This window comes from Rhodococcus jostii NBRC 16295 (assembly GCF_001894825.1).
In the GTDB taxonomy this organism is placed as follows: Bacteria; Actinomycetota; Actinomycetes; order Mycobacteriales; family Mycobacteriaceae; genus Rhodococcus_F; species Rhodococcus_F jostii.
Map to the genome: position 1 here is coordinate 1 of NZ_BCWY01000016.1, position 19,566 is coordinate 19,566.

17 protein-coding genes and 5 pseudogenes are annotated in these 19,566 nt (G+C 65.5%); 9 read left to right on the forward strand and 13 right to left on the reverse strand.

Annotated elements, in window-relative coordinates:
• The 5 genes and pseudogenes from RJ1_RS12810 to RJ1_RS47660 all read right to left on the reverse strand — a co-directional run.
• Positions 1-335, reverse strand: a 335-nt coding sequence (locus RJ1_RS12810) for a MarR family winged helix-turn-helix transcriptional regulator (RefSeq protein WP_073360419.1), incomplete at its 3' end; no start/stop codon positions are given.
• Between the two features lie 73 nt (positions 336-408).
• Positions 409-545 (reverse strand): annotated as a pseudogene (locus RJ1_RS49270) (hydrogen peroxide-dependent heme synthase); the annotation flags it as partial.
• A gap of 4 nt (positions 546-549) precedes the next feature.
• Positions 550-728, reverse strand: a pseudogene (locus RJ1_RS47655) (response regulator transcription factor); the annotation flags it as partial.
• Positions 689-856 (reverse strand): transposase, encoded by a 168-nt coding sequence (locus RJ1_RS48810; protein WP_083400701.1) that lies wholly within the window; start codon positions 854-856, stop codon positions 689-691. The gene RJ1_RS48810 and the pseudogene RJ1_RS47655, both read right to left, overlap by 40 nt.
• A 171-nt stretch (positions 857-1,027) precedes the next feature.
• Positions 1,028-1,246, reverse strand: a complete 219-nt coding sequence (locus RJ1_RS47660) for a hypothetical protein (protein WP_240319677.1) — start codon at positions 1,244-1,246, stop codon at positions 1,028-1,030.
• Positions 1,247-1,441: 195 nt separating this feature from the next.
• On the opposite strand from RJ1_RS47660, the gene RJ1_RS12820 reads away from it, so the two are divergent.
• Positions 1,442-1,852 carry a hypothetical protein gene (locus RJ1_RS12820; protein ID WP_240319678.1) on the forward strand — a complete coding sequence of 137 codons (411 nt, stop codon included), beginning with the start codon at positions 1,442-1,444 and terminating at the stop codon, positions 1,850-1,852.
• 235 nt (positions 1,853-2,087) lie between these two features.
• Positions 2,088-3,020: a DUF2267 domain-containing protein gene (locus tag RJ1_RS12825; RefSeq protein ID WP_240319679.1), complete on the forward strand. Its 933-nt coding sequence runs from the start codon at positions 2,088-2,090 to the stop codon at positions 3,018-3,020.
• 526 nt (positions 3,021-3,546) lie between these two features.
• Here RJ1_RS12825 and RJ1_RS12830 read toward each other — a convergent pair.
• Positions 3,547-4,755, reverse strand: a complete 1,209-nt coding sequence (locus tag RJ1_RS12830) for a fatty acid desaturase family protein (RefSeq protein WP_073360421.1) — start codon at positions 4,753-4,755, stop codon at positions 3,547-3,549.
• A 735-nt stretch (positions 4,756-5,490) separates the two neighbouring features.
• Between RJ1_RS12830 and RJ1_RS12840 the strand changes: the two genes are divergently transcribed.
• Positions 5,491-6,984 carry a wax ester/triacylglycerol synthase family O-acyltransferase gene (locus RJ1_RS12840; protein WP_073360423.1) on the forward strand — a complete coding sequence of 498 codons (1,494 nt, stop codon included), beginning with the start codon at positions 5,491-5,493 and terminating at the stop codon, positions 6,982-6,984.
• Positions 6,985-7,295: 311 nt separating this feature from the next.
• Here the strand turns inward: RJ1_RS12840 and RJ1_RS12845 are convergent, their stop codons facing one another.
• The 4 genes and pseudogenes from RJ1_RS12845 to RJ1_RS12860 form a co-directional block, all read right to left on the reverse strand.
• On the reverse strand, positions 7,296-8,702 hold the full coding sequence (locus tag RJ1_RS12845) for a selenium-binding protein SBP56-related protein (protein ID WP_073360425.1): 1,407 nt from the start codon (positions 8,700-8,702) through the stop codon (positions 7,296-7,298).
• Between the two features lie 410 nt (positions 8,703-9,112).
• Positions 9,113-9,412, reverse strand: a pseudogene (locus RJ1_RS12850) (DUF4193 domain-containing protein); the annotation flags it as partial.
• Positions 9,413-9,427: 15 nt separating this feature from the next.
• A complete protein-coding gene (locus tag RJ1_RS12855) occupies positions 9,428-10,828 on the reverse strand; it encodes an FAD-dependent oxidoreductase (protein ID WP_073360427.1) in 1,401 nt (466 codons plus the stop codon).
• A gap of 16 nt (positions 10,829-10,844) precedes the next feature.
• Positions 10,845-11,732 (reverse strand): AurF N-oxygenase family protein, encoded by an 888-nt coding sequence (locus RJ1_RS12860; RefSeq protein WP_073360429.1) that lies wholly within the window; start codon positions 11,730-11,732, stop codon positions 10,845-10,847.
• A gap of 257 nt (positions 11,733-11,989) precedes the next feature.
• Between RJ1_RS12860 and RJ1_RS47665 the strand changes: the two genes are divergently transcribed.
• Complete coding sequence (locus RJ1_RS47665; RefSeq protein ID WP_240319680.1) at positions 11,990-12,652, forward strand: hypothetical protein; 663 nt, start codon at positions 11,990-11,992, stop codon at positions 12,650-12,652.
• A 136-nt stretch (positions 12,653-12,788) separates the two neighbouring features.
• Here RJ1_RS47665 and RJ1_RS12870 read toward each other — a convergent pair whose 3' ends face one another.
• The gene (locus RJ1_RS12870) at positions 12,789-14,282 is read right to left on the reverse strand and encodes an MDR family MFS transporter (protein ID WP_073360431.1); all 1,494 of its coding nucleotides are present in this window, start codon (positions 14,280-14,282) and stop codon (positions 12,789-12,791) included.
• Between the two features lie 731 nt (positions 14,283-15,013).
• On the opposite strand from RJ1_RS12870, the pseudogene RJ1_RS45850 reads away from it, so the two are divergent.
• The 4 genes and pseudogenes from RJ1_RS45850 to RJ1_RS12895 all read left to right on the forward strand — a co-directional run.
• A pseudogene (locus RJ1_RS45850) lies at positions 15,014-15,286 on the forward strand (sigma factor-like helix-turn-helix DNA-binding protein); the annotation flags it as partial.
• Positions 15,270-16,367: an anti-sigma-D factor RsdA gene (locus tag RJ1_RS12890; RefSeq protein ID WP_073360435.1), complete on the forward strand. Its 1,098-nt coding sequence runs from the start codon at positions 15,270-15,272 to the stop codon at positions 16,365-16,367. The pseudogene RJ1_RS45850 and the gene RJ1_RS12890, both read left to right, overlap by 17 nt.
• Positions 16,368-16,538 (forward strand): annotated as a pseudogene (locus RJ1_RS45855) (acyl-CoA desaturase); the annotation flags it as partial. It abuts the gene before it with no gap.
• 290 nt (positions 16,539-16,828) lie between these two features.
• Entirely contained in the window at positions 16,829-17,101 is a 273-nt protein-coding gene (locus RJ1_RS12895; RefSeq protein ID WP_073360437.1) for a hypothetical protein, read from the forward strand.
• 44 nt (positions 17,102-17,145) lie between these two features.
• Here the strand turns inward: RJ1_RS12895 and RJ1_RS12900 are convergent, their stop codons facing one another.
• Together RJ1_RS12900 and RJ1_RS12905 are read right to left on the reverse strand one after the other, a co-directional pair.
• A complete protein-coding gene (locus tag RJ1_RS12900; RefSeq protein ID WP_240319681.1) occupies positions 17,146-17,550 on the reverse strand; it encodes a hypothetical protein in 405 nt (134 codons plus the stop codon).
• A gap of 296 nt (positions 17,551-17,846) precedes the next feature.
• On the reverse strand, positions 17,847-18,335 hold the full coding sequence (locus tag RJ1_RS12905; protein WP_073360439.1) for a DinB family protein: 489 nt from the start codon (positions 18,333-18,335) through the stop codon (positions 17,847-17,849).
• A 997-nt stretch (positions 18,336-19,332) separates the two neighbouring features.
• Here RJ1_RS12905 and RJ1_RS12910 point away from each other — a divergent pair.
• Positions 19,333-19,548 (forward strand): FAD-dependent oxidoreductase, encoded by a 216-nt coding sequence (locus tag RJ1_RS12910; RefSeq protein ID WP_073360441.1) that lies wholly within the window; start codon positions 19,333-19,335, stop codon positions 19,546-19,548.
• The last annotated feature ends 18 nt before the right edge of the window (positions 19,549-19,566 follow it).

The window sequence follows — 19,566 nt, forward strand, 5'->3', positions numbered from 1 at the left end:
ACACCGGCTTCGGTGAGTTCGACATCCAATTGCCGCTCGTCGGCGCGGCTGCGGGTGCGCGTGATCAGTCCGGACGCCTCGAGGCGCTTGAGGAGCGGCGAGAGGGTGGGGGAATCGAGTTGCAGTGCGGTCCCGATCTCCTTGACCGCCATCGGGGCCTTTCCCCAGAGTGCGAGCATCACCAGATACTGCGGATGCGTCAGCCCCATCGGCTCGAGCAAGGGACGGTAGACGGCGAGCACCGCCCGGTTGGCGATCGCGAGCGCGAAACACACCTGCCGGTCGAGAGCGAGTAGATCGTCGCCGGCTTTCCCCTGCTGGATGTCTGCGGTCATGCGACCAGACTACCAGAATGATTCGTGCAATAACTAATATTGCACGAATCATTCTGGCGGTAGTCGGCGGTCGTCAAGGTAGTCGCGCAACGAGGGCGTGGAGGTCGGTACGCGGACCCGAGAAGAACGGCGTCTCCAGCCGAACGTGTCGGCGTGCGTCATGTCGACTATCCGGCTCGGTTCCGGAGCCTCGAGGGCGAGATTCCACTCCTAGTCACCCGTCTCCACCTTGCTCCACTACCCAGGCGGCGATCTGTGTCCGCGAGGTAAATCCCGTTTGGTCAGGATGTGTTCCACATGCCCTTGCGCGGTGCGCTGCGAAATCATGACCTTGGCGGTGATCGCCTATTTGGTCAGGCCCTCGGCAACCAGATCGGCGACCTGGCGCTCCCGAAGGACGCCTCGATCGGGGTTGTGCCAGTGAAGGAGGCGAACGCGACCGCCGAACGGAATCGGTGGAACGAACCGACCCGGGCGAGGATCTTGCCCGCGTTCAGCGCCCCGATCCCGATCCCGCACAGCTGAAGTCATTGAGCTTCCGGAGTCGGCGACCGCTGCCTCGATGTCGCTGCCGGCCTTGGCGATCCGCCGATCCAGTTGCCGCATCTCGGCGACCAGGTCGACAGCGAGACCGCGCAGGGTTGCCGACGACGTCGCGAGGACGGACCCGACGCAGCATCTCGGCCGCCTGGTCAGCGCTCAACCCCCGGGGAGCTCCGGCGGGAACCGGGTGGGTGAGCACGACGTGGAGCCGGTTGACGGTAAGTACGGGTCTTGACCAGATCGTCGCGTTGCTCGACGATCGCCCGCAGCGCGGTGACCACGGCATCGATCCGGGCGATGCTCAGCCCGTGGCCGGTCAGCGCGGCGCCCCGACCGAGACCGCGTCGGCGTCGTCGCTCTTGCGGCATGTGGCTCACCGACATCATTGAGCACACACGGGTGAGTGCAACCTGTATCTCTGCGCGATCAAGGACGTCTACTCCACACCGATTTGCGGTTGCTCGGTCGCACGTCGCACATCGCACATCGCACTCCGCACGACCTCGAACGACGATCCGCAGAAAGGTCTACCGTCGAGGTGAGACTCCAGAGATGAGGCCACGGTGAGTACAACCGATAACAAGCGACGAGACGTCCTCGACGAGCACACGCTCCACATGGGCGCGGGCTTCAAAGAGCAGGACCGCTCGCACGTGCTAGAGGTGTTGTCGGCGCTCGCGGCGCACCTGGGGCGTTGGGACCCCAGCGATGTGGACGTGGAAGTCTCGGTGAAAGACCGGGGCGGCAAGGAACAGCGAGTCACGTTACGCACGACGCTCCCCGGCCTTCCGCCATTAGTGGCAGCCGCCACCGATCCGCACCTGGATCAGGCTCTCGGCGCAGCGAAGCGTGAGCTGATCCGGCAGATCGAAGACCAGAAGTCGGCGCGGGAACCTAAGAACAACCGACAGCTCAGGAACAAGACAATCCGACATCTCGGCGCCCTTCGGACGCCGCGCGCGGATACTCCGTGACCGCCGGCGTCGGCAAGCTGGGCGGCTTCACGAAGGTGCTTCGGCAACATGGCGCCGTTCTTCTTCACCGGGAGCGTGACCGTGAAGTGTCCCGACCCGCACAATCCAGTTCGTCGCCATAGACGAGCCGTCCACTTCAGATCGAACACACTCGGGGGTGTACGCCCCCGACCGTGGGCGCCTGCTCAGCGGGTCGAGACGGCCCCGGTCCGGATCGCGGTGGTCCGGGATCGACGTGATCGCGATAAGGCTCCCCGAGCACACCTGCACCGACCGCACCCTGGAGTACCAGGGAGTCGACGCCGCGGTGGATGCCGCCGTCGGCGCTGGGCTGTGCCTCGAGGTCGCCCTGCTGGTCCCGCTCGGCGTGGTCAAGGGACAACCGCGGACACCGGCAATCGGGAGCCCGCGGCTGCACCGTCCACGCGATGTGATCGAAGCCGGAAACTGCCCCGCATTCGAGGTCGTTCGCCCCTGTTGGCGGCCATCGGGGCGGGCGATCATGGAGACACGCACGACTCTGCAGGAGGACCTCATGACGCACCAAAACGACCCTCTCGCGCACGCCCAGCACACGGCACATGAATGGCTGAAGGTTGTCGCCGAGCGGCTCGGGACCGAAGATCGCAACTACACCTACCGGGTGCTGCGGGCATGGTTACATCTGGTTCGCGACCGGCTCACTGTGGACAGCGCAGTGCATCTCGCCGCCCAGCTGCCCGAGTTCCTGCGCGGAATCTATTTCGAGGGCTGGGTACCGAGCAAGGTGCCCATCCGTTACGACACCACCGGGTTCACCACCCTGTTCGCGTACGAAGGCGGCATCAGCCCAGCCGACGTCCCCGCCACCGCCAGTGCAATCTCCGCCGGGCTGGGTACGCTGTTCTCGCCCGGGCAGCTCGACCATGTGTTCGCACAGATGCCGACCGGGCTCCGCGGCGAACTCGCGAGCGAAACCCCCACCCCGGCCGCCGCGCCGCGAACCTCCGCCGAGCATCTTCGGCTGAACGCCATGGAGGACAGGGTGCAGGCGCTGACCGACGCGGTTTCGGCACTGGCCCACGGCCTCGAAGAACTCCCGACGGAGGAGCCTCCCCGTAGCCGGGCGGCAAAGGCAGCTCAGGAAGCGCACCGAATCCTGATGGTGGCGGGCACGACCAAGCGATAGCCCGGCCTGTTGCCGGCTGCCCTCGGGAACCGGACGCCGCGCTGCCGAGCCCCATGAGCAGGACCCGAGCGCCCGGTCGACCTCATCCGTGCCGTGTGGGCTACCGGTGTCCGGATGCGAGTGTGCTCGACGCTCTCCGCGAACGCCGCGGGCAGGGTTCGCCGACGGTCGACCACGTCGCATCCGCCTACCGAGACGAACACTGCCGATCAGCCACGGCCAGGTGGCCACCCAGCCTTCACTTCGGCCCGAATGCTTGTTCGAGAACCACAACGCAGGTAAGTCTTCGGGATCGAAAATCGCTGAGGGTTCATGGATCATCTGACCACCACGGTGCTCGACGTTCCGGCCGCGCTGGACTAGCTCGGCGCTCACTTCCTCAGCGAGCCGGATGCGAGCAACTGCTGACCGGCCTTCCTCACCACACGAGCCAACACCCATTGGCGCGCCCCGAGATTCGCGACACCCCGAGGTTCCCCAACGAATCGGCGAGGTCGCCTGTGTTCGAATCACGCCCCTGGCGATATCAGACTCCCGCACGAGCGCGAATAGCTGTCAACAGGCCGCGGCGCGTGCCCGTGACCGGGTCGATCTGCGGCCCCGAGTCGTTGAACCTGCATTCCGACGCCGTCTCGGGTGCGTCGTCGGCGGTCGCCCTGAGGAACTTGTTCGGCAGCGCCAGCTTGGCGATGGTGCGCCACGACTTCAGGTACTGAGCGGGCAGCGATCCGGTCGTGTAGGGCAGGTCGTACCTTTCGCACAGCGCACGAACGCGCACGGAAATCTCGCGCAGCCGATTGCTCGGCAGATCGGGGAACAGGTGATGCTCGATCTGGTAGCAGAGGTTCCCGCTCATGAATTCCATGACCGGCCCCGCCTCGAAGTTCGCGCTGCCGAGCATCTGGCGCAGGTACCACTGCCCCCGCGTTTCGTCCTCCACCTCGGCTTCGGTGAACTTCTCCGCGCCGTCGGGGAAATGCCCGCAGAAGATGACCATGTTGGTCCAGACATTGCGGATCATGTTCGCCGTCAGGTTCGCGGTGAACGTGGGCAGAAATGCCGGTCCGGTCAGTGCCGGGTAGACGACATAGTCCTTGGCGATCTGTTTGCCGACCTTCTCGAGCACCTCGCGACATCTGCGCTCGAACTCCACACGATCGACACCGCCCTTGGCCACCTTGCCCAGCTCCAAGTGCTGGAACGCCACGCCGTACTCGAAGAACAGCTGCAACAGCAGGTTGTAGACGGGATTGCCGACGCTCAACGGGTTCCAGCGCTGATCGCGGGTGACGCGCAGCAGGCCGTAGCCCACGTCGTCGTCCATCCCGAGCACGTTGGTGTACTTGTGATGGATGTGGTTGTGGGTCTGCTTCCAGTGCGCCGACACGCCGGCGATGTCCCACTCCCACGACAGCGAGTGGATCTCCGGATCGTTCATCCAATCCCACTGACCGTGCATGACATTGTGGCCGAGTTCCATGTTCTCGACGATCTTGGCAGTACCGAGCATCGCCGCGCCGGCAAGCCAAGCCGGCGGGAACACACTCGCGAACAACACTGCGCGACCGCCGATTTCGAGGGACCGCTGCAGCCGGATCGCGTTTCGGACGTACCGGGCATCACGCTCGCCACGCGAGGCTTCGATATCACGCCGGATCGCGTCGAACTCGACGCACAACGCCTCGACATCCTCCCCGGTCAGGTGGGCGTAGTCTGTGACATCCGAAATCGCCATGAATTTACGCTAGCGTAGGTTACGCAACGGTAGGTTACGTCCAGGTGAGAGGTGAGTTAGCTAGGACGGTACTTCCCGCCGCCCGAGCCGATCGTGGACAGCTTCGGTGACAGCGCGGCCCGGCTCGAAGGCCCCAACGGTATCGGGGGCATGCGAGCAGGATTAACCCTTGGTGTCGGCCCGCATCGGGCTACGCACCGATGCGGGCCGCGCAGGTTGTCGCCTGCGTGAGGCTATGTCGTGGCTCTCGCACAGATTGCCTCGACAACCCGTCCGACCGACTCGTCGGGAAGGTGAGAGGCCACGTCGGCTTCGCTGATCAGGCCGATCAGCCGATGGTCCTCGACCACCGGGAGCCGACGGGTCGATCCCACTTCTTTGACCCTCCCCCGCGGGGCTGGGCCAGACAACTGGTGGCACTCGACCAAGGAGTGGACACGTCGACCACGGTCGGCGTAGGTACTTTTCCATACTCGGCACGATCGCCGAGTTCTCTGTTACCTGTAGACGCCGCAATGTCCGCACGAACGCTCGCGACTGCCCGGTTGCGGCCGTACCAGCGGCCGCACATCGAAACTCGGTGTGCGCCAACTCGAAATGGATCGATCCAAGCTCTCTGAGGACTCGGTAAACGAATTGCACGGGACACCACGGGGACGCGCCGCGGCGTAGCGTTGTGGTGACGCCTCGTGGGCTCGCCCAGCAAGTCGGCTCACCCAATCCAGGTAAAACCTTATGCACCAGCTCAGTTCACTCGATGCGCAGTTCCTCGACGCCGAGACATCCACCACCTCCACCCATGTCGGGGTCCTGAGTATCCTCTGCCCCACCACGCCGAGCGGCGGGCTCACCGTGCAGGACCTCCGGACGCTCGCAGACGGCCGATTACACCTGGTGGGGCCACTGCGGTGGCGGCTACAGGAGGTGCCCCTCGGGCTCGACCGGCCCTACTGGGTCGACTCAGAGTTCCTCGACCTCGGCTATCACGTCCGGGAGGTCGCCCTGACCGGTCCCGGCACCGACGAACAGCTCGCCGAGCAGATTTCCGGTCTGGCGGCACGTCCACTGAGCCGCGACCGGCCCCTGTGGGAGTGCTATCTGGTGAACGGGCTCACCGGTGGCCGGCAGGCGATATACACCAAGGTGCATCCCGCGGTGATCGACGGCCTGACCGCGGCGCAGGCCCTCGCGGTGCTGATGGACACCAGCCCGCGACCCCGCACGGTGCCGCACCGGCTCAGCGACGAGCAGTACCAGGCGGCCGGCGCCCTGGGGATGCTCGGCAACAGTGCCTGGCATCTCGCACTGTTGCCCGCGCGACTGATGTGGTCCTCGCTCCGGCTGGCGCCGCACCTGCCCGAGCTCGCCCGCGCCCTCAACGGCCCCGGCGCGGACCTGCTGGGCACACTCGCCCGGAGACTGACCTCGGGCGCGCGGCGGTGGTCGGCTGACGAGCCGACGGTCGGGGCACCGACACCGCCCGACACCCCATTCAACGGCCCCGTCACCGCGCTCCGACGCTTCGCGTTCACCTCGTTGCCGCTCGGCGAGGTCGAGGCGGTCAGGACCGCGTTGGGGTTCACCGTCGACGATGTGGTGACGGCGTTGTGCACCACCGTGCTGCGTCGCTGGCTCATCGACCACGATGCCCTGCCCGACACGGCGCTGGCCGCGGCCATGCCGATCGCGTTGCGCGCCGACGCACAGTTCGCGGCCGCCGGCCATCGGCTCTCCCTCCTGCCCATCGCCCTTCCGATCACCGAAGCCGACCCGGCACGCCGCCTCCAAAAGGTGCACACCTCGCTCACAGCGGCACCCCAACGTTTCCGCGCCGCACCCGCCACCCTCGCCCGCGACTTCGGCGCCGCGCTTCCGCGGGCGCTGCGTGGTCTGATCTCGCGCACACCGCTGCGAACGCTGACCATGCCCACGCCACCGGTCAACCTGATCATCTCCCACGCCGCCGGCCCTGCTCGGCCGCTGTATGCCGCGGGCATCGAGGTGACCGGGAACTTTCCCGTCTCCGCCGTCAGCGACGTGGCCGGCGGTATCACCATCGCCGCCATGTCCTACGACCGGCACCTCGACGTCGGCATCATCGCCTGCCGAAACCTCGTCCCCGATGTGTGGGACGTGACCGGGCAGCTACACCGGGCCCTCTCCGAACTGACCGCGTGCACTCGCAACGTCCGAAACTTACGCCCCGGCCGTCCCCCGGTATCGCGGTAACCGCTCTCGTCATCGGGCCACCATACCGACCCGACTACGTAAAACGTCACGGCTCGACCCAGACACGATTTCGCGTGGAGCCCGTCCTGTAGAGCGGATCCTCCACCAGGACACGTCACCAAAGTGTTACCCGGAATCGTTGGCAGCCGGGGAATCCGGCTGCCCGTCATCAGGCGTCGGCGATGGGCGCGATCACGTACGGCGCCCCTCCGACCATCGCCGCGAGGACAGGGAATTGAGCGATCAACTCGCTGTACGCGATGCCGAGCCCCGGGGCTCGCGGCACGGCACGCGGCGCGCCAGGCCGACTGCTACCGATAGCAGTATGAATCGGAGGAGGCATCGCCGCCTTGGAGGCGAACCTGGTGCACCCGCAGACCCCGAAAGTCCTCGTCATGAGGGAAGAAGGTCTCGTCGATGGTCATTCCGCCGCGAGGATCGGCGTGCATCTCAGCCATCCAGGCACCAACGCCGTCCGGGTAGAACTGGTCGTCCCAGGCACCGTAAAGGGAGTTGGTGACGTAGACCCGCCGACCATCACGGCTGATCTCGACCATCTGTGGGCCACCGGACAGCGGCTGGTTCGGTGCCGCCGGATGGGCGCTGTGGCCGACGATCCCTCCGAGCCGAATGGACCCGGTCTCTATGGGGCTGGCTGGGTCGTGCACGTCGAACTGTTTGAGTTCCCCGATACCCCAGCAGGAGACGTAGAGGAATCTGTCGTCGACCGACAGGTCGATATCGCTGACCAGCGGTGGCACCGCACCGAACGGTTTCAGCGCAGGCGGCAACAGGTCGGGATCGGCCGGCTCGGCCGGGATAGTGATCACCTTGTCCACCGCCCAGCTGTCCCTGTCGCGGTGCCAACGCCACACCGAGGCCGACAGATCCTCAGTCGAGATCACCACGCCGAGGAATCCCCACGTGGCCTCCGGGTCGTGTGACGGGCGCAGCTCGAGCGGCATCTGGTGCTGCGCGCCGAGATCCACTCGTTGCTGGTGCTTGCCGGTGGCGAGGTCCCAGAAGTGGATCGCGTGGCCGTACTTGTTCTCCAGCAACAGCTCCGGTACCAGCCCGCCCTCGATCATCGACGGTGTGCCCCACTCGCTGCTGATCAGTGTGTTCTGGTTCAGATGCCACCAGGCGTCGTACGCGAGATATTGAGGCCCCCGGTCGGTCTCCCATTGCCGGAGCACATCGAATGTGGAGTGATCGAGCAATGCGATCCCGCCCGGCCCGTCCGATCCATTGGCGCCGCCGAGGCAGGTCATGAACACGCCGTCCGGCCCGCAGTGCAACGTGTGTGGCCGGGAGTAACCGGCCTTGGCTGCGAGCTCGGCGCTGTCCACGATCTTGGCCAGCGTGGGCTGACGTGGATCGGGCTGAGTATCGAACACGTACAGGTGGGACGAGCGCAGACCCGGCACGATCAGGTACCGGCGAGTCAACCCCTCCATGTGGTGACCCTCGTGTTTCAGCGCGCTGCTACAAGCGTTCCAGCCGAAGTGGTGCAACTCGTTGCCCCGATGGGGTACCTCGGTCCAGCCCACCACCCGGCCGTATGTGCCCGAGCCGGGATCCACGTCGATCACGCTCAGCGCATCGGGCTTCTCCGCTGCGCGATCGAACGCAACCACGTAGGCCAGTTGCTCCGGTGCGGCGGCGGCCGCCTCGGCTGCGCTGCGGTAGAAGGTCGGATCCATAGTTGGCTGACTCATCTCAGCCTCCTTCGTATCGATACGACGAGACCCGCTCATACCTCCTGTTACAAGTACCGCAACCCGCGCCCACGGGGTCGCAGCGATGACAGAGGACGCACAGGCTCTCGGTGTACACCAAACCCGTCTGCGCGCACAGACACCCGCCCGCCTACCGCGTACCGGGACATGGATACCCACTAAGGATAGGAGAAGCGGACGACCGGCGGAACCGGCTCGACCCGCCGACTCCAGCTCTTGCGGGAATCTCACAACACACCATCTGTCCGGAATCGCGATCCTCAGCCAGGCCTACATGAATCCCATCCGGCATCCATGCGGGCAGGCGCACGATGACCTGGCCCGGCCGCGCATAGATATGCAGTCATACACGGTCCGGTTTTCGGATCCCAGCCTGTGCCGGGATGTGCTCAGCCGGCGCAGTCCAGGCAGATCATCTGCCCACCGGCCGTGTCGGCGAGGCGGCTGCGGTGATGGACGAGAAAACAACTGGTGCAGGTGAATTCGTCTGCCTTCTCGGGTGTCACCCGCACCGTGAATTCCTCGCCGGACAGGTCGGCCCCGGGCAGCGCGAAGGACTCCGCGGTGTCCGTCTCCTCGACGTCGACCACGGCCGATTGTGATTCGTTTTTTCTGGCCTCGAGCTGGTCGAGCGAGTCCTCGGATGGCTCGTCGTCGGTGTTGCTAACTCTGGGTGCGTCGTAGTCGGTCGGCCGACCCGGGCGTCACGCCCGCGAGTGCAGGTCTGCGGCGAGCTGTGTCACGGTCCCCGAGGCGCAGCTGCGGTTGTCGCCGACGCCGCCGGAGGCGCCTCGTTTCGCCCAGCCGACGACATACAGTCCGTCGAGCGGTTCGCCCGTCTCGATGGAGATCACTCGTCCTCGGCGGTTGGGCACGACCCCCCGCTCGTCGACGGGGATGCCGTCGATCTGCTTCGTCGTGAATCCAGTCGCGCATATCGCGGAGTCCGCGAGGAAGGTCCGACCGGTCGTCGTGGTGACGGCGACGCCGCCGGCTTCTGTCTTCCCGAGATCGGTCACCTCCTGCCCGAAGGACAACACCACGCGCAGCAGGCCCGCGGCGGCGGTCGGGCCGTCTGCCGCCCAGATATCGGCAGCGGGCAGGGCGGAAATGTCACGTAGTAGCGGGGCGTCTGCACCGGCGCCCGGCGGGCGGCCGGAGCGGTCGATCAGCACCTCGGTGTTCTCGAGGTCCAGAAGTTCGTAGAACGCCGACGGCGTGAAGGAGGCGCGATCCGGGGCCGATCGCGACAGCACCACCACCTCCGTCACCGCTTCGGCCGCGGCACCTCGGTCGCGTGTCTTGGCCATCCATCGGATGACATCGAAGGCGACGTTTCCCGCCCCGATCACGAGGGATCTCGGTCCCAGCGGCCCGCGCGGGCGAAAGCCGGACACCCCACTGTTCTCGGCCACCAGAATGTCGATGGCCTCATAGACACCCTCGCCGCGATCCGCAGTCGTGGGTCCGAGTCTGCGCGGTTGTGAAGCGCCACATGCGAGCACTACGGCGTCGAATCTGGTCCGGAGGTGGTCGACCGAGACATCCACACCGACTTCTGTGTTGTGGATGATCGTGACGCGATCGTCGCCGAAGGGCACGTCGAAGAGCCGGATCATGTCGCGAACGCCGACGTGGTCCCGGGAGACTCCCCGGCGCAGTAGGCCCCCGATCTCGCCGTGCTGTTCGAAGACGGTGATGCGCACCGAGGTCGATCGCCGGAGGAGTTCGCGAACGGTGTACATCGCCGCCGGCCCGGATCCAACGACGGCGATCCTCAGCCTGTCGCTCGGCCTGCCCAGCGGTTGCTCGAAGCGGATCCGTCGCGACCGGGGCCGGGACTTGGCGGGAGCCTGCTCGAAGAACTCTGCGTTGCGGGCCGCGTAGGGCCGTTCGGTGAGGGTCAACGCCCACTCGGGTTTGATGGCAGACGCCGGGCAGGCCTCGACGCAGGCGGTGCAATCGATACACGAGCGCGGGTCGATGAACAACGTCTCGGCCGACTCGAAACCCGCTTCGCCGGGGGCAGGATGAATGCAGTTCTGCGGGCACACCCGCACGCACGAGGCATCCTTACAACAATGCCCCAGGACAACATGGGTCACAACGACTCCTGCTTGCTCAGAGAAGATTCGATTTTCGGTAGATCCATCGCGCGCCGAAATTCAGCAGCCCTTCCCTGCTCAGGAATTCGATAAAAGGTTCTGCGGCCCTGCGGAACATTATCCGGTGGTGTTCGTTTGCGTCGATTTCCGGCCCCACGACCTTCCAATCCAGGCCGAGGTCCTCGTACATTCGACGATTGATCAGGCTCTTTGCGATGAGATGCGTTCCCATCGCGATGACCAGGGTGCTGATAAACCGTCGGACGCGCGAGATCTTGATCAACCGAGTCCGGATTTTCTGACGCGCATACGCCATGTGCCGGGCTTCCTCAATAACATGGATATAGCAAGCCCGGCGGATGGGCGCGGCGACGTCTTCGCTCGCCATCCAGTCGCGTTGCATGACGTCGAAGATCTCTTCTCCGGCCAGTACGATTCCGTACGCCACCTCGTCCCACGCGATGGTCCTGAACAGCCATCCGAAAAAGTCCAGTGAGCGGTCGCGTCGATAGAAGTGCGATCCGATGCTGTCGATGACGTTGACGAACATCAACGAGTGCAGGTTCTCGTCGGCGCATTCGTTGAACAGAAACTTGACGTCCGAGCGGGCGGGGTCCGCACTGTGGCTCGCCCGCAGCAATGCCACCTGCAATCCCACCTCCAGCCAGATTCCGACGCCCAGGAACTGCGCGACGTCGCTTCTGGTGAGGCGGACGCGTTCCGGCTCGGTCATGGAGTCCCACGTAGCGGTGCCGAACAGAGGCGACCACTCAGGTGTCATCCCGTGAAATTCGGCGCCATCTGAATCGGGTTCGCAAACTAGCGGGTCACGGGGATCGAATGAGAGACGCTTGGCCGATTCCAAGAGAGTCTCGAATATCGCATCGCTTCCGGATGTCGTCATCCTTTCTTACTCCTATATCCTGTTCCAATCGAATCTCGAATCGATTAGAGAGCTAATGTGATTATCCAGGGTGCAAAAACTCACCTTGCGCTCTGTCTCAACTGTGTTCCGCCCGGCATTCGAGTCGGTTACGGCAGCCATGGCAGCGTACCCCGCCATCGACTCGACGATCAGGTTGCGGCATCCGCTGAATTGATCTTGAATCTCTCAGCGGTTTTCGTGAGAATTCAAGTAACACGCAGTTGTTCTGGGAAACCGTGGCCGATCACGACACGGACCGACGTTCGCTGCCGCTCCTGAGCGAGTCGACGCCGGCCACCGCGCTCGCCACAAATCGCAATCATGCTCGACTCCCAGATCCTGGTCATCGGCACAGGGACCTGAGCCTGGAATTCGGAGCGATCGCCGCCCTCGGTGCCGAACTGCTCCGCAAGAGATACGCGCTGCTCGCGTTCGCCACCGCGCGGGCGCCCCAATCGGCCGATACCGCCGCATCAGACCCGGAGTCGCCCGTGCTCACCGCCCCGGCAGTGCACCGGGATCGAGGTCGGCACCGGGTCGCAGTGCGGGTCCACCGCGGCCGTGCCCGCCGGGGGCGGACCCTGTTGCTCGAGGCCACCCCCGCCGAGGCAGGCGCCGCATTCCGTGCCGCTCTCGACGACTGGGCCACCGTTCGAACTGGGCCCGAAGTTCCCCGCGGATACGTGCCGACCGAAGCCGAGCTGGCCGCGAGCGCCAGGTCACTGATCCGTGTCGACTACGACAACGGAGGAGAATTATTAACGCATCAACCGATAGGTCCCGACGTCGCCGTCCTCAGCGACGAACTGGAATGCAGCATCTCCGACGACGATGGTTGCGCGTTACTCGTTCCAGTCGCGGCGGCCCCCGGATGGACGCTACCCAGGCTTACATTCTGAGCTACACCATCGGCCAACTCGACGCCGAACAACTCGTCTACCGACTCCAGCCCTGCACCGCTCAGCCGGCAAGCGCACCGAATCCAGGCGGCTCGAACTCCGGCTCGCGCGCCGCCCTTCGGCACGCGCCAACCGTTCAGGTCGTTTGAGCGGGCGCATCCACGGATGCAGGGTGTGCGTGGTCTTCCGGGTTCGCCGGTTTGCGCACGAAGGCGCATGCGGCGATCAGCACGAATGAGAGGATCCCGGCGACAAAAAAGACCATGCGCACCCCCTCGGTGATGGCGTCCGGTGAATCGTGAGGGTGACCGGATCGTGAGGCGACGACCGTCATTACGGTGACGAACAGCGCCGTACCGGCGGCGCCGGCCACCTGCTGGAACGTGCCCACCACTGCGGAGCCGTGCGCATACAGGTGAGCCGCCACCGATCCCAATCCCGATGTCATCAGCGGCGTGAAAGTCGCCGCCAGGCCGAGGCACAGCGCCATGTTCGACAACAGCAGCCACCACAACGAGGTGGACGTGTTCACCGTCGTCAGCATCCACACTCCGATGCTGACGAGGATCGAACCGGGGATGACCAGCACGAGAGGACCGCACCGGTCGTAGACGCGGCCCACGATCGGTCCCGCCAGACCCATCAGAATGCCGCCGGGCAGTGTGATGAGACCGGTTTCGAACGGATCGAGGTGAATCACCGACTGCGCGAAGTAGGGAACGATGATGAAGGTACCCATCATCGTTGCCATGCCGACCAGCATCGCGACGACAGAGATGCTGAACTGGCGGTATCCGAACACGCGCAGGTCCAGCAGGGCGCGGTCCTCGCGTTGCAGCCGGAACTGTCGGGCGAGGAACCCGGACATCGCGGCCGCACCGATGAGGAACGGCACCCCCACCGGGATCGTCGGGGATCCCTGGGCCGACTCGCCGATGCTCACCAGGCCGTACACCAGGCCACCGAATCCGAGTACCGCCAGGGGGATCGACAGAAGGTCGATGCCGGCCTTCGTCGTCTCGGACACCGAAACCACGAATCGTGCGCCGAGGACCAAGGTGACCAACGCGATGGGGGCAACAAACCCGAATATCCAACGCCACCCGAAGTGGTCGAGGATGAAGCCGGACAGAGTGGGGCCGAGAGCAGGCGCAACCGCGATCACAATGGAGATGTTGCCCATCATCGCGCCACGACGGGCGGGCGGCACCAGCGTCATGATCGTCGTCATCAGCAGCGGCAGCATCAGGGCCGTCCCGGATGCCTGCACGACGCGGGCGAACAGCAGCACACCGAAGCCCGGTGCGGCGAACGCGATCAACGTTCCCGCCGTGAACAGCGACATGGCAAGCACGAACAGGGTGCGCGTGGGGATGCGCTGGATGAGAAAGCCGGTGAGCGGGATGACCACCGCCATCGTGAGCATGAATGCGGTCGTCAGCCACTGCCCCACGCTGGGATGCACACCCAATTCGACCTGGAGGACGGGGATAGCGATGCTCATCACCGTCTCGTTGAGGATCACCACAAAGCTGGCCACCAACAGGACACCGATCACCTGGAGGTGTCGGCGTTCGATCCGGTCGTCGGCTCTTGCCTCGTCGTTCACGAGGCCGGCGGGTTCGGTCACGGTGGACCTTTCGGATGGTGGGAACTGGGGACATCTCTGCCAACGATGGAACAGGGGCGGGGCAGCCACCGAATTTACCGACCCCCCGTTCTGCCGCCAATTGTTTTTCCGCACTCATCTCGGGCGACGCGGGGCGCCGGCCACCCAGCTCAGCGGCAGGTGAGACTGGTGGGCCCGCTCGTGTCGACGAGGCATTTACACGGTGGCGTCGCGACGCCCGGCCGACAGCACTGCGGCGACGGCACCGATCGCCACCGCGAGCACCATCAGCAACGGGGTCAACTTCATTCCCGCTCTCCGTCCAGGAGGCGGGGCGGGACGCGACGGTCGTCGCGACCGGGTTCGTCGAGGAAATGGCCTTGATCCGGGCCTTGATTTCCTCCGTACTGATCGAGGCACCACCTATAGGATCGGATCGCGGAGGCCCGCAAGGCCAGTATCGACGACTGGCGACGCTGGACGACGCGACCGCGCTTGCGGAAGCGCATGACGTGCGGCAACTGCTGAGCCTCGCCGAGTACGGGCCGCTGGTGGGATAATCCAACTAAGAGGATCGGCCTCGCAAAACGTCGACCCCGGCCCAGGGCCTCAGGACCGCCCGAGTGCGCCGGGGTCGGCCCACATAGGGCGGGTGTGGTCGTGCGGCAACCGACTGCGTGCGGACCGAGACCGGGAACCCCCAACCACCACGGAGGGCTCCGATTTCTTGTCGCTCTTCTCTGACATGCGGTAACAAGTCGGAGCCCGTCACCGACGTACTAGATGTCGTAGCCAACGATGACGGACCCGAACAGCGGGCGCTGGACTCGAGAGGCGAGCAGGCAGATGAACGAACTGCTGAGCACGCTGCCGGAAAGGCACCGGGAGATCTTGATCCTCCGCGTGGTGGTCGGTATGTCAGCCGAGGAGACGGCCCCCGGCCGTGGGGTAGTACCGCGGGAGCTGTCCGCGTGGCTCAACACGAGCCATCGCGGGTGACGAGGGCAGGTGAGAGGTTTGGCTAGGGGCATCAAGCGCAACGGCAATCCCGATGCCGATCTCCCAGGAGACGACGCACCGGTGGACGTCGCGGCAGTTCGCCGCGACGATGCGCTGATCGACGCGATCGCCGGTGGCGGTCCCGTCGCAACGGATTCGCCGGAGCAGGACGAGCTCGCGCTTCTGCTGACCAATTGGCGCGCCGACATCGTGGCGACGCCGATGCCGACCGGGCCGCTGCTCGACGACGTGATCGCGGCGATCGACGCCTCGGACGCCCGCTCGGCGCGCAGTGCCGCCCGCAGCAAGCTCCGCCTGCTGCGACCCATCGCGGGCGCTGCTGCCGCGATCGCGGTCGTCATGGGCGGCGCCACCATCTTCTCGTACAACGCCGAACCGGGCGATCCGCTGTGGAGCGTCAAGTCGGTCGTGTTCAGCCAGCAGGCCGATTCGACCGTTGCGCAGATCGACACCACGTCTCAGCTGCAGGAAGCCGAGCGTCTGATTTCCGCGGGCGACGCGGAGGCGGCGAAGAACGTGCTCGAGGGCGCCGCCGACCGTGCCGGCGGGGTACGCGACGCCGACACGCGCAACGAACTCGACGTGTGGCGTGCGAAGCTGGCCGCCGAACTCGCGAAGATCGCTCCCACCACGCCGCCGGCGACGACGCCCGGTACCGCCACCACCGACGCGCCGACGCAGACCACCGAACTACCTCCCACCGTGCCGGGGACACCCGGTTCCACGACGGCGCCGGGAGTCGAACAACTGCCGGGAACCCTGCCCACGGATCTGCAGCTTCCGGGACAGCCGCCCACTTCACTGCCGCCGCTACCCACGACGACGCTCACGCTTCCGCCCGAGACGTTGCCGTCCACCAGCCCTGAACCCACCATCACGATGGTCCCGCCTCCGCAGCCGCCCCTGCCTGTGCCGTCGGACAACCCGACCACACAACCACCCCCACCTATGCCGTCGGACAACCCGACCACACAACCACCCCCACCTATGCCGTCGGACAACCCGACCACGCAACCGCCCACCCAGCAGCCGCCGCCGCAGGAGCCTTCCTCGGCGCCGCTCCCGCCGCCAGTCCCGACCAGCTGAGAACTCGGCGGCCGCGCGGTGCTCTTCGGCTCCCGCAGGCGCTCGCTGTGGGTGCTGGGCACCGGGATGCTCTCGTTGTCGAAGATCATCGAGAACAGGGAGCTCGGGCACAACGTGATGCACGGGCAATGGGACTGGAGGAACGACCCCGAAGTGCACTCCGTGAACTGGTGAACAAACTAGGATCCCGGTTCACCCGCTCCTGTGCACGGCACCCCCCACACCCCCGCGACGGGTACGCTCCACAGCCCCCGACACGGGTCTGTTACCACGACCGCGCTTCTTGCCGAAATGCAATCCAGCGGGCCGCCTGCACGACATGCTTGAGTCATTCACAACAGATGGAGTGATCGCATGACCGACCTCGACCAGCCAACAGCCGGCGTGCGCGAGCAACTGGGCGCTCAGGCCGACGTGCAGCTGCACCTCACCACCGCCGCGGTGCTCTGGGACGTGATCGTGTGAGCACGCCCGCTGACCTCGACGAGCAGGTAACCAAGGTCCGGGATGCGCTGCGCGCCCTACGTCGAACCCTCCTCGACCTGGAGCGCACCTACGCCGACCTCGATGCGAACGCGCTCGACGTGGACGCACTCGGCGACCCGACTACGGCACCGGAGACGTTAGAGAGCGCCGTCGACGCCCTCCGCGCCGCTCAGGACACGCTCGGAATCGCTGACGCCGACCTCGACGTGGCGAAGCGACACACCTCACGGTTGACAGCGCGCGAATGACCGCGGCCGCCGCCGGCGGCGTCCCCCGGTCGGGTCGGCGCACCTCAGACGAGGGTGTATCCGAGCGTCTGCGCGGCCGCGGCGAGACGGCGTTGCAGACCGGGATGCGCGAGCGGGATGCGCGAGCGGGTTCGACGTGGCCGGCCGGACAGGGAAGGCATCAGTGGCTGGGGGAACAGCGCGGCACACGGCCCGCCGGAAGACCGACCCCGGTACAGCAGCCCATCGAGCCCGGGATACGCCGCCGCAATGACTCGGGCCCACCGCCGGGTGATTCCGTGCGCGGCGGAATCGAGGGCGGAAGTGCCACCGACCCGGGTCGGCCAGCGGCCGGCCCCGAACCTGCCGACGTCGAGCAGCCGCAGTTCCCGGACCGAATGCAGCCCTTCCGATACGGCGCCTCCTGCAGCCGCGGAAGCGAAACAGACTGAGTGCCTCTCTGCCGTCACCAGGGTCCGTTTTGACCTTGAACATTTGTCGGCACATGCGAGAACGGTGCTCCACCGCGAACCTGTCAGTTTCAGAAGACGACTTGCACGGGAACCTGCGATTTCGGTTCGCATGCAGTTATCTTCCGACTATCTGTGTTCATCAGTGCTGTACACGGCCGCCGGTGCACGTGGCGTGCCCCAACAGTCGTGGCTGCTGTTGCGGCGACGGTAGCTCCTCGCACGCGACCGTTCGGTAGAACACCCCATTGCGAGTGAAATGCGTCAGGTAACGAGAATTGTCACGAGTTCGGCTGTCACAGCAGAGGATTGTCGATCTGTTCGCGAAGGATGTCGCCGTGACCTGCGTGCCTGGCGAACTCCTGGATCATCAGAAGCAGTGTCCATCGCATGCTGACGTTTCCCTCGCGGGGATTGTCCTTGTGGTCATCGAGATCGAAGCGGGACGCGATCTCACGTGATCGTTGGCTTGCTCGCTCGAACTCAGCGATGACATCTGCCAGCGACTCGTCGTCGGCGACGGCGAAGGTACCCTCGTCGCGGCGCGAGTATCCATCGCATTCGGATTCGTCGAGTCCCGCCCAGAACCGTTGGAACCAGATCCGTTCAGCAGCAGCGGCATGCTTGATCAACGAGATCGGTGTCGTCAGCGATACGACGAGTCGTCGGCGGGCGTCGCCATCAGAGAGGCCGCGTGCGGTCTCGATCAGTGCCTCGCGGTTCCGGTCGAGCATGTCCTCGATGATCGACCGCTCCGTGCCTGCAGTAATTATGTTGGTGTCCATAATCTTTCACACCATTCTGTCGTGTGGTTGGTCAAGGACCGTACGGTATGTATCGGTCGGGTTGGGTTATGCAAGAAGGCGATCCGGCGCCGAGAAAGCAAAAGAGCATTTGATGTGCTAGCCGTCAGGGACTGTGGCCTCGGGAGTGCCGTGAGAAGCGGCCCGCGTCAACACCGCAGCCCGGGCTGTCAAGGGACTGCTGCTCAGCATAGCGTATCGCACAGTCGATGCTCGTCTTCTGAAACTGACAGAAACGATCGGATTCAGAAGCCGGGTGCACGGATTCCTGTGGTTTCCCTTGAGTGCAAGGGCTTCCGATGCCCCGTGATCAGAAGTCCTGTGTACCCTCGGCATCGGATCCACAGCACCGGTGGGGAGATCCGGTACGCGTCCAGCATTTCACTCGTCTCGGCGGCGTCGGCCGCAGCATTCAGAACCTCAGCCAACCGGCGTGCGAACGCTGGTGTGAGTTGACCGAGGGCCCCCTCCTGAGCGTAGATGCCGACATACGGAGGGACGGTGCTCGTTCCTGGCTGCTCTCGCAATTGACGCGTGTAGACCGACACGTCGCTGTCCCATCGCGCAGAATCCAGTACGCGCGGTTGCCGACGCGTCCGGTGGGTTCGTCCACGTTCACTGCGGTTCCGTATCTTGGAGAATGGGCGAGATAGTCCTGCAGCGCTTCCCTGATCACGTCGGTGAGATTTCAACCTTCCGCCTCCGCCTTACCCGCCCCTGGCACAGGGCGATGCCATCGCGACAGGTCCCAGATCACGCCCCCGCGTGACCATCCCAGGAGCGCTCGGCGCGCCCCCCGACGAGCGAGCTCACCGCCACCAACGGACACCACCGGCGGATCGACACCGAACTCGGTTACGCACTGCCGCAGATGGGCCCGCACGGCACGCCCGCACCACTACAGCGTCCGCCCCAGCGCGCACGTCGCGGCGACAATGGACCCGGCAACCCGCGTATACGCACCAGGAACGGAGAGCCCATGTCTGAGGTCACCATCGTCGGAGCCGGCATCTGCGGGCTGACCCTCGCGATCGCCGCCCGCGGCCACGGGCACCGGGTCACCCTGTACGAACGGCAGGAACCCAACTCCGCGGCCGACAACGGTGCCTACCTGACAATGTCTGGGCGAGCTCTCGCCGACCTCGACGCCCTCGGGGTCGGCGACACCCTCCGCACAACCGGAATCGAGAGCTGACCACCGCCTTCCCCACAC

Bases quoted from the DNA above. Each gene is read 5' to 3' on its own strand.
- RJ1_RS47660 (WP_240319677.1), bottom strand. From the start codon at position 1,246: ATGCCGCAAGAGCGACGACGCCGACGCGGTCTCGGTCGGGGCGCCGCG.
- RJ1_RS12830 (WP_073360421.1), bottom strand. From the start codon at position 4,755: ATGGCGATTTCGGATGTCACAGACTACGCCCACCTGACCGGGGAGGAT.
- RJ1_RS12840 (WP_073360423.1), top strand. From the start codon at position 5,491: ATGCACCAGCTCAGTTCACTCGATGCGCAGTTCCTCGACGCCGAGACA.
- RJ1_RS12845 (WP_073360425.1), bottom strand. From the start codon at position 8,702: ATGAGTCAGCCAACTATGGATCCGACCTTCTACCGCAGCGCAGCCGAG.
- RJ1_RS12860 (WP_073360429.1), bottom strand. From the start codon at position 11,732: ATGACGACATCCGGAAGCGATGCGATATTCGAGACTCTCTTGGAATCG.
- RJ1_RS12905 (WP_073360439.1), bottom strand. From the start codon at position 18,335: ATGGACACCAACATAATTACTGCAGGCACGGAGCGGTCGATCATCGAG.
- RJ1_RS12910 (WP_073360441.1), top strand. From the start codon at position 19,333: ATGTCTGAGGTCACCATCGTCGGAGCCGGCATCTGCGGGCTGACCCTC.